Origin of the sequence: Streptomyces sp. NPDC004647 (genome assembly GCF_040609575.1) — a bacterium.
GTDB lineage: Bacteria > Actinomycetota > Actinomycetes > Streptomycetales > Streptomycetaceae > Streptomyces.
Genome location: NZ_JBEXKU010000039.1, coordinates 28,859 through 43,168 on the forward strand (window position 1 = coordinate 28,859; position 14,310 = coordinate 43,168).

A 14,310-nucleotide genomic window follows, 5' to 3' on the forward strand; every position below is an offset into this window, starting at 1 on the left:
CCACCGCATCATCCCTGCCCACCGGAGGCGAGTTGCCCTGCTGTCCGGCCTTCCCCGCCCTCCCCGCGACCATCGGGGAGACACCGCCGGTGTCGGTGGTCGCGCACATGAGCACGTGCTGCGCCGCATCCGCCAGGAGGTGGTGCTGGGGCAGCGCAGCGCGAGGGCCCTCGGGCGGCCGTCCAACTCGGTGACGAGGTAGGAGCGGTCGGGAGCCTGAGGATCTCGCCAGCCGAGGCAGTCCAGGTCGTCCCAGGGGCGGTCGGCCAGGTCGCGCGGGACAGGCAGGCGTTTCGCCGCGCCCTTGGTGCAGTTCACGAACGCGGTACGGATCTCTCGTTCAGTCAGCGGCTTCTCAAAGAGAGGCCAATTTGCCTATAGGTTTTAGGTAACTGCATAATTGGTTCTGCCGAATGGGAGGACGGGCATGGTACGCGTAGGACTGACCACGGAACGCCTGGCCCGGGCGGGGGCGGAACTGGCCGACGAGGTCGGCTTCGACCAGGTGACCGTCTCGGCGCTCGCCCGGCGGTTCGATGTCAAGGTCGCGAGTCTGTACTCGCACCTGAAGAACTCCCAGGACCTCAAGACCAGGATCGCTCTGCTCGCCCTGGGGGAACTCGCCGACCGGGGCGCCGCAGCTCTGGCCGGGCGGGCCGGCAAGGATGCCCTGGCCGCCTTCGCGAACGTCTACCGCGACTACGCCCGGGAGCATCCCGGCCGCTACGCCGCGGCCCAGCTGAGGCTCGACCCGGAGACGGCGGCCGCCAGCGCCGGCGGCAGGCACGCAGAGATGATGCGGGCGATTCTGCGCGGCTACGACCTGACGGAGCCGGACCAGACGCACGCGGTCCGGCTTCTGGGCAGTGTCTTCCACGGCTACGTCAGCCTGGAGATGGGGGGAGCGTTCAGCCACAGCGACCCCGACACGCAGGAAACCTGGTCACGGATCCTGGACGCCCTCGACGCCCTGCTGCGGAGCTGGCCCGCGCCCTGACCAGGGCCCCGCACCAGCCGGAGGCCGTCGGCCGCGCGGCGTATCGGCGAATCGGAACGATCCGAAATATTTGACCAACGGGCGGACATCATCCGGGAGGAGCTCTCTCGCATCACCGCCGCGCGGGCGGCTGACGACCCGAACCTGCGCTTCCTCGACGGCCGCGAACTCTACGGCGAGGCGGACTTCTCCGAGCTGCCGCTACCCGACCAGCTTCACCCGGATGCTGCGGCACACCGCCGCATCGGCGAACACTTCGCCAAGCTGGCCTTCACCGCTAACGGCCTCTTCACGGACGGCAGCGCCTGAAACCGGTTTCTGTCTCGCCACCCGTGATCGGCGAGACAGAGCCTGGTAGTGCTGAGTCGGGCATGGGGCTTACCCCTCGGTGAGGACGATGGGGTAACCAGCCCCAAGGGGCGGTTGCCGGCAGGTGGGGCAGTGGCCGGTCCAGGTGGCGAGCAGCCGTTGGAGCGGGTCCAGGGCCTGGTAGAGGGTCAGGCCTCGCCAACCTCAAACCGGCCAGGACGCGCGAGGAACCCGCGTGGGTTCGTCTGAAGGCCATGCGACAGCGGAAGACTTGCTGATGTGCCGGAGTCGCCATGAGAACATCCATGCCGGGCGGCCCACCGTGCTCAAACGGCCGGCACCGCGCGTTGCCGCTGGTTGCCGACGTGTGCGGCGCCGCCGACGCCGGCCGAGGGTGCGTCATGAGGTGACGTCCGCTGGTTCTGTGAGGGCGTCCCGGGGGCGCGCACCTGGTGTGCGAAGGCCCGCTGGGCGAGCCGGATGTGGGGAAACAGGATGTCGAATCCGTGGACCGCGCCGGGGAATTGCACGATCTCCGTCTGCACGCCCGCCGCGCTGAGCCGCGCCGCGTAGGCCGGCCCCTCGTCCCGGAGCGGGTCGACTTCCGCGATCACGGACAGCATCCGTGGCGGCAAGGGCCAGGGAGCTGTCACGGAGTCAGGTCTCTCCTACACGCTGCCGGCCGCCTCCCACAGGCAGATCAGCGTGCGGTCGGCTTCCGCGCCCGGAACCCGGACGCCGGTCTGCCACAGGAACTGGTGAAGGTCGGGAATGCCGTCACTCCACACCTCGGCGAAGAAATCGGCCGTTTCCGGTCGGCGGAAGAGCTGCGCCGTCGCACCGGTGCAGACCAGCACGAGGTCGCCGGGCCCGGTCTCGAAGGTTCTCCAGTACGCCGCGGATTCCCCCACGGGAAGGGCACGGTCGGCGCGCCATGAGGCCGTATCGGCAACCGGACCTGCCCCTTCGCCGGTGACAGCGCTCCCGGCGGTGCTCCACCTGCCCTGTCGATGCAGCAGCACCTCCCCCGAACCGGCACCGAACATCAGGTGTCGGCGGCCGACTGCATCACCGAGCGGAGTGAGCAGCGCCACGATCTCGGTCGACACCTGCTCGGGCGATACCTGGTGGCGGTCGGCAAGGCGGTCCAGGTTCTTCGCCGCGCCGCGCAACGTGGACCGCACCAGGTCGGTGACGGTGTCCTGCCCGCCGTCGCCGGAGAGGGCCGCCTCCAACGGGCCCGCAAAGGTATGGAGATGGGTGACCAGTGACTTGGATGCCAGCACGGCTCCCGCCTGCGACCACTGCCCCACCGGGTTGCCGGCGGCAGCTACCGACAACAGAACGGGGCGTGCGAACCCACGAAAGGTGTGCAGGAGCAGCCCGTCGCGGCGGTGCCGCTGGTCGGTGCGGTTGCGTCCGCCCCGCTGTGAGGTGGCGCGCACCCGCAGCGGTCCGAGGTCGGCCCCGTCGACGACCGTGTCGGCGGCCGTGTCCCGTTCGAGCGGCAGCCCTGTGCCCACCGCGGTGGGCAACGGACCTTCCCCGATGTGCGGCGAAGCGTGTACCGCCACGATGCGCTCCGGGCCGGGCACCTCGACGCGTTCCACCCGCTCCGGGCCGGGGACTTCCACGATCTCAGTCCGTACCGGTCCCGGCACCTCTACGCGCTCGACGCGCTCCGGGCCGGGCACCTCCACATACTCGGTCCTCACCGGACCGGGCACGAGAACCCGCGGACGGCGGAACGCCAGCCAGTAGCCCAGAAGCGCATTTCCCATGACCGAGATGATCAGGAGAACGACGACGCCATTCATGAGAGTCCTTCCGTGGTCGGCCGGCACGAGGAGGCTTCACAGGTCGGTGAGCGGGGCGCAGGCCGAGGCAACCAACAGGTCGCGCAACTCCCGTGCGTGCGCCGAGTCCAGGGGCCGTCCTTGCTCAGGTATGCAGCGTGCGCCAACGTCTTCCGCGGGCCACCCGTAGCGACGGCTCAGATCGGCGAAGCCTTGCCGAGCGGCGTGCAGCCCTGCGGTGAAGCGACCATCGGCGAGCTGCGCGACCGCATCCGTGGCCGACTCGGCCCATGGCCGCAGCACTTTCTCGACCAACTCGGCCGGACCCGACGACTCCCACAGCGCTGCCGCCCGGGAACCGACCGGCAACGGCTTCCCGGCCGGCAGTCGGGCGACCTCCAGCCAGGCCTCTGCCGCTCCGACGGGCTGCAGCACGGCGACGGTGAGTCCGACGCACGCGTCGCCCAGCACCCTCCGCACCGCCGTCGGCGCCCATGCCGCCAGATTGGCTCGGCCGCCGATGCCCGCGCTGTCCGCACCGACGACGACCAGCGCGATGCGCTCGGCAGGCACAGCGGCCAGGACGACGGGGAGCAACTGGCGCAGCGCGGACAGCTCCGGCCTGAGCCGTGTCTGCGGCGTCCGTGTCGCGCGGGCCAGAGGGCCGTACCCGACGACGAGCAGCACCGCATGGGCGTCCTGGACTGCGCGGCGCCAGCCGACGGCGGCGACCGGAGCCGCAGGGGCATCCACGAGCAGGTGCTGGATGCCCTGTTCGTCGAGCGGCAGAGTGAGCAGGCCTTCCAGAACCGTCCGGGTGCCGTCCGGCAACTCCGCCGACCGAAGGAGCGCGATCCGGTGCGGGACGGGTCCGTTGCCGGCGAGTGCGCGGAGATCCTCACGCAGTGCCGCCCGCAGCCCGGCGCGCGCCCCGACCTCGGTCCGTTCCAGCACCTCGACGATGTCGGCCTGCCACTCCGCTGTGCCGCCCCGCCCGTAGCCCGACGGCATGTCAGCGGCCGTCCGGCTCATGCCGTTCACAGATGGCCCGGCCTTTGTATCGCTTGGCGCCGGACCCTTCCGTTGTGCTCCACGGCAGCCTGATCCACCACAGGATCCGGTTTCCCGTGTTCCGTTCGCTCACGACAGGTTTTTCCAGCAGGCCGGAGCGTTCCTCGTGGGCTGGATACATCTTGTCGTGCAGTTGGCCGCCCGCGTCCTTGAGCAGTTCGGAGACGATCTCCCGCCGTCTCGCACGCTCGTTCTGCCACCAGCTGTTCCGCTCCGGCACGGGATCGGGGACGATCTCGGCGAGTACTTCGTCGAGCTGGATCAGTGCCTGGGGGAAGCCGGGGAAGCCGGGCCCCGGGCGCTGGGCCGCGTTCAGACGCTTGCGGACCCGGTTGATCCAATTCTCGAACTTGTGGCGGGTCACCGGATGGGTACGAGGCGGAGTCTCCTCGAGCAACAACAGTCCGCCACCGACGTCGACGGCCTCGCGGACCACCTCGATCAGCGCCTCGGCGCGGGCCGTCAGAGGCATCAGCCGGGGATCGGCGTCCTGGGTATGGAGCAGTGCGGGCCCGGCCACAGGCTGAGCCAGCACCGCGTCGAATGCAGGAAGGACATGGCTGTCCGGGGCCGGCGCGGCAGTGCCCAGGGCCTTGGCGATGTCTTTCAGCAGTCCCTGGCGATCTCCGGAGTTCAGCCGTAGTGCGTCCACCCGCAGCCCGCGGGCCAGGGCGTCGACCGACCCGCGGGCCGGCAGGATGTCCTGCTGGGACGGTTGATATCCCGGGATTTCCCGCAGCAACACCAGGCCCTTCGGGGGATGGGACCACAATTTCTCGGTTCGGCGCTCGAGCTGGTCCTGGGCCTGTTCCGAAACCGCGCTGGAAGTGGCTGAGCCCGCATGGGGCGGTGCCGCCGGGCCGGCCGCATCTGCCGCCGACTGTCCCTCCTCGTCGCCATCCGCCGCCTCACACCCCTCCCCACACGCTGCCGGCTGCGGCGGACCGTTGGCGGCATTCCGGTCTTCCTCCGCCTCTGGTGGCGAGGGCTGCTCCTGCTGTTGTCCATCCTCCGCGTCCTCGTCGGTTTCCCCTTCCGGCACGGCCCCGGATACCGGCTCGGCTTCTCGCTCCTGGTCCGTGGCCGACGCGGCTCCCGTCTGCGGCCCGTCTCCCGTTTCCGAAACGGGGACCTGCTCCGGTTTGCAGGTGACCGCACGAAGCAGTGCGTCGAAGGCTTGGAAGACGTCTCTCGCACCCGTCGCGGTACCGCCCAGTCCAAGGTCCCGAGTGTCGAGTTCGAGTTGGTACAGACCCATCGCAGCCACGTGGAACAAGGCCAGCACCGACTGCCGGGTACCGCTGTCCTCCCCGTCCGGCAGGGCGGACAGCGCAGCCGCGAACCTCAGGGCCGCCTCGCGGACCGCGTCCTCGGAACCCGGGGTCCGCCCTCCTGAGGCGGTCTCAGTGCCGGCCATTGAAAGGTGCCCAATCCGGGAAGAGGCTGTCCAGATCCTGCTGCATCAGCGAGGTGTAGACGGACCCGGGGTTCTCCTGCATCGCCCGGAGATCCTTGGCCTCCCAATACGGCAGCCGGTGCCGGTTCACCCGCAGCATGCCGTGGCTGTCGAGGGTGAGATAGTGCCGCGCCCCTTTACGCGTCCCCGGTGGTACGCGCAGCCTGTCGATCTCCTGGTGATCTCCCTCCGGCATCAGCGCCTCGAAGACGTACTCGTCCGAAGTCGGCAGTGGGTCGATGGCCACCACCATGCCCGGCAGTGGATCGCCCGGACTGTCCAGGTCCCGGCTGTCGTGGAAGAGCTGCGTCAGCGGTCCGGTGTCGCGGCCCGTCTCCCGCCACGCCTGACGGTCGATCACCGTCCGCCGCTCGGTGCGCTCGCCTCGCCGGTTCACCCCGTACAGCACCAGCGACGCGGTGAGCGAGGTCAGATGGCCGTCAGCGTCCAGCACAGCATGGCCGGAACGCACGAGGTCGACCGACCGGCCGTCGACCACGAGGTGTGGTCGGCTCCCCACGCAGAAATGGATCCGGGGTTCGAGCCGTTCGTCCACCTCCAACTGCATCCGCACTTGGGAGGTCACGCCGTCGGCGATGCGTCCCCACCAAAGGTCGCTTTCCAGCTGGACGCCCTGCACCGCGGCGGCCCGCTCCACCCCGAAGGAACCCCAGCTCATGCTGACCTTGCCGTTGAGCGGCCGGTGCAGGTTGACCATGCGCTCCGCCGTGCCCCATCCGGTTCGCACCGCCATCCGGTCGCCCGGCACTTCCTCGTACGGCTCGCCGACGGTGAAGATCTGCACGGGCTTGTTCTCCGGACCTATGAGGCGGAAGTCGCAGGGGAGCGTGGGGGAGAGGTCCCCCGTCGTGATGGTCACCGAGGTCGTCCGGGTGGTGCCGCCGAGGTCGTCACCGCCGGCGCGCAGCACCGGACGGCTGCGGGCGTGCACCCACGCGGCGCCGAGAGAGGTGGCCTGCTTGGCGAACGGCGCTTCGACGTCAATGGCCGCCGGGTTGCGGAACACCGGTGAGCCGTTGGTCAGCAGCTGCGGTGCGATCTCGGCCGCCACCGCCTCCTTGGCGATCGGCATGGACGTGCTCCGCCCGCAGAGCATGATCCGGTCGAGGGTGAGGTCGGGATCCTGCCGGAAGCGGCTCTGCACCATGTCGACGGCGATGGCGGCCGCCTCCCGGAATACAGGTGCAGCCAGCCGCTGGAAGTCCTCCTGACGGAGCGCGAGGAACTCGTCTCCGGACTGCGCGGACAGCAGCTCGCCCAGGTACGCGGCGGTGTCTTCGTCGGCGGCCTCGTCGTCTCCGCCGCCCTGCCCAAGCTGCTCCAGCCACTTGCTGACGTCGTTCGTGCTCACAGGCCACGTCTTGTTCCCAGGCTGCCCCAGGTGCACCTTGGCCTTCTCGGCGTTCTCCCACAGCGCATGGAACAGTGGGTTCTCCTGGTCGCCCGTCCGTTCCCAGCCCGTCGGCAGTACGGCCATCAGGGTGCGGCGCACTGCCTCCGGGGCCAGAGTCTTGGGAAGCTCGGGCGGCGCGAGGTGGGTGAGCACCTCAGCCGCAAGGCTGCCCGGACCGGCACCGGAGGCCGATGCCAGCCCCGGTGGAGCGAGTTCCAGCAGTTCCCTGTGCCGGCCCCGGCCCCGGCCAGAGCCCGGCGTCGTATGCGGAGTGTCTCCGTCTGCCTTCCCGGTCTGCGTAGCCGTGTAGGCCCGCTCCATGAGCCTGTCGATCAGTGACGCCTTGAGCAGGTAGTAGACCCGCAGCGTCAGGTAGTCGCCGCCCAGATCCGGGTGGCCCGTGGAACCCAGAACCTCGGGACGCAGCTCGTAGGTACGCCCGCGGGTGCGCTTGTCCTGCGCAGACATCTCCTCGCTCAGATCGGTCAGAGTGAGGCCCAGCAGGGCGATGTCCGTGGTTCCTCCACCAACGTCGATGACGAGCATGGTCTGCAGCCATGTCGGGCGCGGGAGGTGGTGCAGCCGACGTGCCGCCGCCCGCATCACCTCCACGCCCGCGCCCGGGTCCCCCGAGAAGTCGCGCATCACGAAGAACAGCCCCGCGGACACACCCTCGTCATAGTCCGTCACCACCTGGGACAGGCCGGCCTTGGTGCGCAGCAGCTCCACCATCCGGGCCCGCACACCGGGAGCGGTGGTCGTCGGAGAGGTGGCGACCAGCTCGGTGAGGCGGCGCGGTTCACCGGTCTGGGGGTTGCGGATCAGCGCCTCCGCGGACTCGATCAGCCGTACGAAGGTGAGCGCGATCAGGTCGTCGGAAGGGTGTACGACACCTTCACCGAGTACAGGGACCGGCACATCGGCCGGGTGGCGTAGCAGCCGCTTGAGCCCGCGGACCGTCCCTGAGTGCTGTGCCGACAGGTGGAGGACCCCCTCGCGGACATTCAGAGCGCTGGGCGCCTCGTACGTGATGGTCGCACCGCCGAAGTCCACGCGTTGAAGGCCCAGTTGGCTCAGGGGCGGTACGCGCAGCGCTTGGACGTACGCGGTGTGCAGGCGGGGTACGACCCAGTTGCTCCAGGCGGAGGTCCGTCCGCGTCCTTCCAGGGCGTAGGCGGTGCGCTCCACGAGGACGGGCAACGGGCCGGGGTTGCCGGGTGCCCGCAGCAGCTCACAGAGCCGGCGGACCGTGCGGCTGTTGTCGGGTTCGGCCTGCAGGACGCCGGCGGCGATGTGATCGGCCTCGTCCGCCCATCCCGGGGGCGGGACGGCGTCGTCCGGGGAGCCGGCTTCGGGACCGACGGAGGAGGCCAGGTCGTGGTGCGGCTGCAGGATCTTGGCGAGGCCCAGAGCGAGTTGCCGCTGCTGCTCCGGGTCCATCCGACGGACGGTGTTCTCGTCGCCGTTGTAGATGGTGGCTGTGGAACTGGTGGTACCGAAGTCGATGGCTGCGAAGTCCCGGAAGATCGCCTGGTCCCCGATGTGCCGGGGGATGCCGGTCAGTGGTGTGTCGGCGCGCCGAGTCCTCTCGGTGGCGAACACCAGGTGGACCGTGGCGAAGTCCTGGTCCGGTGTGCCCTGTTCGTCCTTGTAGGTAAGCCGCCAGCTGACGATCGTCCGCACCTCGCCGGGTCTGCCGTCGGGTGCGCGGACCACCTCGGCGGGCACCCACAGGCCGGAGAGCACCACGGATCGGGCGTAGAGCGGGTTCGTTCCAGGGAGCGGCTCCCTCGGGGCCCAGTTGTTCTCCAGCCACTGCCGCAGCGCCGGCGGCCCGCCCCCGGTCTCGGTGATCCGCAGCTCCTGCGGGAAGGCCCGCGGTATGCCACCACGCGTCTCCAGCACCACATCGGGCAGGGGATACCAGCCGTCGTTCTCGACGCTGGTGAAGACCTGGTCGCTGCCGTGCAGCCCGGGCAGTTCCGGTTCGAAAGCGATGTACAGGACGGTCACGCGGCATCCTCCCAGCGGCGCAGAACGGCACGCAGGGTCTCCCGGCCGTCCTCAGTGGCGGTGGTATCGGGCCGCGGCGCTCCGGCCGCAGCCGCGAGAGCTCTGATCATCTGGTCCACCTGCAGTGGATCCGGTACGGCGGACGCGCTGCTGTGGACGGTTCTGATCATGGGGGAGAGCGTTGCCGCGAGCATGTCCGCGAACGTCGCACAGACCCGGTCGCTCAGCGCGACCACCAGGTCGCGGCGCAGCCGGGCGACCACGTACTGGCTGCTCTCGGCCTCTCGCACGGCTGCCAGGGGGTCGTCCTCATACTCATGGCTCCACGGCAGAACATGGTCCCTCTGCCGGGGAAATCCCGGTACTTCGGCGTCCTCCGGCGCCAGCTCGAAGCGGTCCGCGACCGACGCCGGGATCGCAGCCAGCGGTTCCTTCCGGGCCAGCAGCCGTACCTGCAGCAGCCTCAGGTCGGGTGACATCCCGGGCAGATGGGCGAAGAGGTTGCGCAGCTGTATGCCGGTCTCCTCACGTTCCAGCCACGCGTGCAGGTCCTCGAAGGCCGCGCTGTGCTCCGCGAGCCACGCCTCGGCCCATACGGTCAGCTTCTCTCTGGCGTCGGCGTGCAAGGCGCGATAGGTGGTGGCGTACTGGGCGTAGAAAGCGGTGGTGGTGTCGCCGTCCCTCTCCTGGGCAGCCCCCATGCCTTCCCGGTAGATCTGCTGCTCCTCCTCGGGCAGGTTCGCCAGCCACGGTGGCTCCCAGTCGCCCCTGTCGGGACTCTTGGCAACCACTCCGTCCTCGACGGCGGCGAGCAGATCACCCCACAGCGGCCAGGAGAACACCACGGAAATGGCACGCTGCTCGAGTCGGGCGAGCACCGAACCGCCGCTGCCCTGCCTCGCCTTCGCCGGATTGCGCAGCTCGTTCAGATCGGCGAGCAGCCCGTCGGCTGCGGCCCGCAGCGCCTCGAACCGGCGCTGCAACTCGGCCGCCTCGCCGCTGTTCTGCGCGACGGGGCGCGCGTTCAGCCGGGCCTCCAGTACAGTGCACGCCCGCAGAGCACGCGACGCCTGGGCGCGGACCGTCTGACGCTTGAGGGAGACTCCGTGCTCGTCGATATGCCGCGCGAGCATACGGCGCAGCGAGGACAGGCCCCCATCGCGGGAGTACTCGCCGAGATCCCTCACCCAGTGGTGCTCCGGGTCCACGGCCGCCATCCGGTCCGCCAGCCGACCCCAGGCGCGTTGCCCCTCAAGCAGCTCCTCGGCCTTCGTCTCGCTGTTGGCGCAGAGGTCGGCGAGGGTGCAGGCGAGGCCGCCGCCTCGAGTGGCCGCGGCCGCGTGGACGGAGAGCACCTGGAGGCGGTGCAGCCGTTGGGCAATGAGCATACGGGAGGCCGCGAGCGCGGCGGTCAGGTCGTCCGAGACTCGCTGGACCGTCTCGCCGTCGGGCGTGGCGCCATCCGGGAGCTGTGGAACGGTCGCCGTGTCCCATTTGTTGAGCGTGACGAGGATGGCGTCGGTGAGCTTTTTCTTGCTGTGCCCTTGCGCCTGCATCATGCCGTAGAAGCGGGACATGTCCCGGGAGCCGAGGAGATCGCCGCGACCGACGACGAGGATCGTCTCCACGTTCCTCAGCTGCGAGCCGCACAGGTACGCGTCGCGGCTGCTCTCCGCCCCAAGCCCGGGAAAGTCGAGCAGGAGGGCGCCGGCGTCTGCGGGCTCCCAGGTGCCGGGCGGGACGGCGACCGTGAAGCCGATTCTGCGGATGAGGGGAGCGACGGTCCCCAGGCGCCGCAAATCGTCCTGCAGCGCCTTGCGGGTGAGTGGCTCGTCAGGGGGAGTCCGGTGCGGGTAGGGCGCCCCGGGCATCGGGGGCAGACCCCGGCTGGTGACGGTCAGAACGGCTTCGGTGGGGAGTTCGTAGGTGTCGCCGAACAGGGCGGGGTGGAGGAGAGCCAGTGCGTCGCTCAACGCCCTGATCTCCATGACCAGTTTGCGCAGAGCCTCGTTGTCCTCCTCACGCGCCCACAGCGTTGAGCGGGCCCAGCGGTCGAAGGTGGTCCACAGTTCGTGGCCCGCCCAGTCGGGGGCACCGCCCGTCGAAGAGGTGGCCAGGGTGTGGCGGAACGCGGCCAGGGCCTTCAGATCGCAGTCCGGATCCGCCTTCGCCACCTCCTCCGCCAGATGGCCGACCATGTAGTCCAGGCACGCGGTGACATGTTCGTGCCCGAAGAACTCCACGACCGCTCGATTGCCGAGCTGCGGCCCTTTCACGTTGCGATCGACCCTCAGTTCCAAGGCGCTGACCTGAGCCGTCGCCGGCAGTTTGTGGACGGGCAGCAGCCTGGGATCGCCGAGTACGGCCCCGATGACGCTGGACTTGCCCGCGCTGAACTCTCCGACCACCCCGATCGTCACAGGCGCCGCGGCGACACTGCGCAGTTCATTCAGTTGACGCTGGGCCGCCCGGAGCGCGTCAGCGGCTTCCTCAGGGATCCCGGGGATGCGCTGGATCGCGTCGCGTGCCTCCTGTACGAACCCCAGCGCCTGAGCAGGATCTTCGATGGGCAAGGGGCAACTCCTCACGGCGGGGCCCACCAAAACGGTGGGGCGGGACAGGCGGTCAGTCGGTCAGTCGGGGTAGTAGAAGAAGATCTCGAGGCGCAGCGTCCCGGACGGGGCGTTCAAGTCCATGTAGGCGCGGTGGAAGACGGGGTCGGTGGGCAGCAGCGGATGTCGGTGCCTGCGGATGACGCTCATGGCGGACTTGGCGTAGGCGCTGCTGAGGTGGTTGGTCCGGGCGCAGCCGGAGCAGCCCCCGTTAGAACCCCAGACGAACACCATCGCCGCCTTGCGCTTCTCCTTGGCCAGCGCCGCATCGAGGCGGTTCCGCAGGGCGCGTTCCGCCGCGGCGCGGCCGGAACGCCCGGGCGTGGAGAGGCTGTCGGCAACGCGCTGGTCCGTGAGCAGGGGCACGTTGACGCTGTCCGGGATCATGCCGGTCCGGCGCCTCACGTCGCGTACGGTCTCGTCGCTGTCCCCACGGTCCGGGGAGGCGACGACAGCCTGACCGCCGAGGACGACGAGGACCAGGACGAGCAGCAGGTCGGCGAAGAGCCAGCCGGCGAGGTGCGAGATCTGCCGTGATGCCGGGGCCGACGTAAGGCCGGGTCGGCGGATCATGATGGCGCGGCCGGGTGCGCGGGCCCGGTGGCGGGCTCCTGGGGTCTGCGGTGGGGAGCGGCCTGCGGTGCCGGTCCGGCATCCTGTGCCGGTGCGTCGGGCCCTGGCCCGTCGCCGTGCTGGGGGGTGTCGCGGTGGGCCTCGTATTCCGGGCCGGGCCGGACCTGCCGGTCCTCCCGAGCGGCCGGGTGCCCGGCGGCCGACCTCTCTCCGTGGGGTGTCGGGGCGTCCTGCGACGACTGCGGCCTGCTCGGTTCCACGACGGGCCGAACCGTTCCGTCCGACGCCTCGTCAAGCAGTTGCCCGGCAGGTGCCGGGTCACTTTTCGCGGACCTCGTCCCGGGGCCGAAACGGGCGGCGGTTGCGTCGAGCAGGGCCACGGTCTCGCACAGCGAGTTGACGGCTGCGGTAAGTCCCGTCAGTGTCCGCTCGAATGTCGCCAGTGCCGTGTCCTGCCGCGATACCGCGCCGCGTAGCACCTCGTCGTAGCGGTCGACCACCGTGCTCATCGCCTGGATCCGGGCGCCCTGCTCCTTTCCGGTCTCCTCGAGCGACCGGGCGAGTTCGACGGCGGCCGCGGCGATGGCCAGCCGGTAGGTGCGGGCGATCTCGCCCGCACCCTCCTCCAGCGTGCGGCGCACCCAGCCGCCGAGTTCGCCGCCCGCGGAACCGAGGCTGTCGCCGGCCTCCTTGAGGGCCTCAACGGAGCCACGGACGTCTTCCCGCAGCCCCGCCAGAGCCGCGTCCACCTGCTCGCCCGCCTGGGTAACCAGCCTCTCGACGCTCACGCCCACTTCGTCCATCCGCTGTGTTGCCGCGGCGGAGAGGGCGGAGACGGTCTGCGCCGACTGCTCCCCGAGCGTGCCGACGCTGCGCGCCGCCAGGTCGGCTGCTTCCCGTACGGTACGGGCGGAATCCTCGGCAGCGGAGGCGAGTCCGGCCCTCGTCCGCTCGAGGTCCTCGCCGAGCGACTGGGTGAGGCTGCGGGTGGCCGCCGCCGAATCCTGTTGGGCCGCGCGCATACCGTCGGCTGCCTGCCGTATGCCGTCGGCCGCTCGGTCCAACTGCGGCGGCGCGGTGCCGAGACGCCGGGCGACCTCCTGCACGGACCGCAGCAACCCGGAGGCCTCCGTCAGCAGCCTGCCGGTCTCGGCCTGGCTCCGGTGGCCGGCCTTGAGAAGGTCCTGCAAAGAGCCGGCCGCGCGGCCGAGCTCGCCGGTGAAGCGGTCGGGGCTCTCCCAGCGCAGCGCGTTGAGCCGGAGCTGGGCCTCGGTGAGCAGGGGCCCCAGCCGGTCCGCCGCCTCGCGCAAGGTCCGGTCGTCCCGCTGCTCCCCGATCCGGCGCAGTATGCCCGACCCGAGGATGACAACGGCAAGGACGGCGAGTGTGCCGATCGTCCACCAGATCATCGAGCCGAAGGCGAACCCGCCGTCCAACCGGCCGCCAAAGCCCTCCTGCCACAGCTCCAGGAAGGTACGGCCTTCCGCGAGACGCCGGCCCGCGTCGGTGGACCTCAGCTCCTGATAAGCATCGGTGGCGTTGCTGAGGCCGAACCAGGTGATGCCGAGCGGCACAAAGATCAGTACGGGTGGGACGTGCTCGATGACAGCGGCGGCCCGAGTGGAGGGGGATGCTTTCACGACGGTGTACGTCTCCGGGCGCCCGAAGGAGTTCAGCAGATCGAGCTGAGCCCAGGCGTCCGGCGGTGAGAGGAATGTGTCCGGGGGAGCGGGCTGCCCGTCGGCCGCCGCGCTGCTCCGTTCGTCCGCGCTGTTCCGTTCGTCCAGGACGTGGCTCAGGCCGGTCAGCGCCGGGCGGTGAACGGCGAGGGTAGGCAGTTCGGCCACCGCCCGCAGTCGCTCACCGAGAGTTGTGTGACCGTCGGATACCGCCTCCGACAAGGCGACGTGCTCGCTCAATGCTGCCCCCGACAACGGGAGTTGCCACTATGCCGACCGCGGCGCCAGGCCCCCCGAGCGCTCCACGGCCGGTCGCACCATGCGGTGGCTCCCGGCTCGAATAGTGTCCACCTCCCGAACCTGGTATGTCAGATGTTCTGCACTATTCAC

At 70.1% G+C, this 14,310-nt stretch carries 9 protein-coding genes and 2 pseudogenes; 2 read left to right on the forward strand and 9 right to left on the reverse strand.

Going from position 1 to position 14,310, the window contains the following annotated elements; translation table 11 throughout:
- Positions 1-28 precede the first annotated feature (28 nt).
- Positions 29-348: pseudogene (locus ABZW18_RS18840) on the reverse strand (FBP domain-containing protein); the annotation flags it as partial.
- A 79-nt stretch (positions 349-427) separates the two neighbouring features.
- On the opposite strand from ABZW18_RS18840, the gene ABZW18_RS18845 reads away from it, so the two are divergent.
- The gene (locus ABZW18_RS18845; RefSeq protein ID WP_356188689.1) at positions 428-997 is read left to right on the forward strand and encodes a WHG domain-containing protein; all 570 of its coding nucleotides are present in this window, start codon (positions 428-430) and stop codon (positions 995-997) included.
- An 87-nt stretch (positions 998-1,084) separates the two neighbouring features.
- Positions 1,085-1,306: pseudogene (locus ABZW18_RS18850) on the forward strand (lipase); the annotation flags it as partial.
- A gap of 326 nt (positions 1,307-1,632) precedes the next feature.
- Here the strand turns inward: ABZW18_RS18850 and ABZW18_RS18855 are convergent.
- From ABZW18_RS18855 to ABZW18_RS18890, 8 genes are all read right to left on the reverse strand, one after another.
- Positions 1,633-1,959 carry an alpha/beta hydrolase fold domain-containing protein gene (locus tag ABZW18_RS18855; protein WP_356188691.1) on the reverse strand — a complete coding sequence of 109 codons (327 nt, stop codon included), beginning with the start codon at positions 1,957-1,959 and terminating at the stop codon, positions 1,633-1,635.
- Between the two features lie 15 nt (positions 1,960-1,974).
- On the reverse strand, positions 1,975-3,087 hold the full coding sequence (locus ABZW18_RS18860; RefSeq protein WP_356188693.1) for a hypothetical protein: 1,113 nt from the start codon (positions 3,085-3,087) through the stop codon (positions 1,975-1,977).
- 72 nt (positions 3,088-3,159) lie between these two features.
- On the reverse strand, positions 3,160-4,113 hold the full coding sequence (locus ABZW18_RS18865; protein WP_356188695.1) for a hypothetical protein: 954 nt from the start codon (positions 4,111-4,113) through the stop codon (positions 3,160-3,162).
- A 1-nt stretch (position 4,114) separates the two neighbouring features.
- Positions 4,115-5,590, reverse strand: a complete 1,476-nt coding sequence (locus ABZW18_RS18870; RefSeq protein ID WP_356188696.1) for a hypothetical protein — start codon at positions 5,588-5,590, stop codon at positions 4,115-4,117.
- Complete coding sequence (locus ABZW18_RS18875) at positions 5,577-9,056, reverse strand: hypothetical protein (protein ID WP_356188698.1); 3,480 nt, start codon at positions 9,054-9,056, stop codon at positions 5,577-5,579. Before ABZW18_RS18875 ends, ABZW18_RS18870 begins: the two co-directional genes overlap by 14 nt.
- Complete coding sequence (locus ABZW18_RS18880) at positions 9,053-11,629, reverse strand: dynamin family protein (RefSeq protein ID WP_356188700.1); 2,577 nt, start codon at positions 11,627-11,629, stop codon at positions 9,053-9,055. Before ABZW18_RS18880 ends, ABZW18_RS18875 begins: the two co-directional genes overlap by 4 nt.
- Before the next feature lie 60 nt (positions 11,630-11,689).
- On the reverse strand, positions 11,690-12,241 hold the full coding sequence (locus ABZW18_RS18885; protein ID WP_356188702.1) for a hypothetical protein: 552 nt from the start codon (positions 12,239-12,241) through the stop codon (positions 11,690-11,692).
- Positions 12,238-14,088, reverse strand: a complete 1,851-nt coding sequence (locus ABZW18_RS18890) for a hypothetical protein (RefSeq protein ID WP_356188704.1) — start codon at positions 14,086-14,088, stop codon at positions 12,238-12,240. The genes ABZW18_RS18885 and ABZW18_RS18890 overlap by 4 nt, the downstream gene beginning before the upstream one ends.
- Positions 14,089-14,310: the final 222 nt, after the last annotated feature.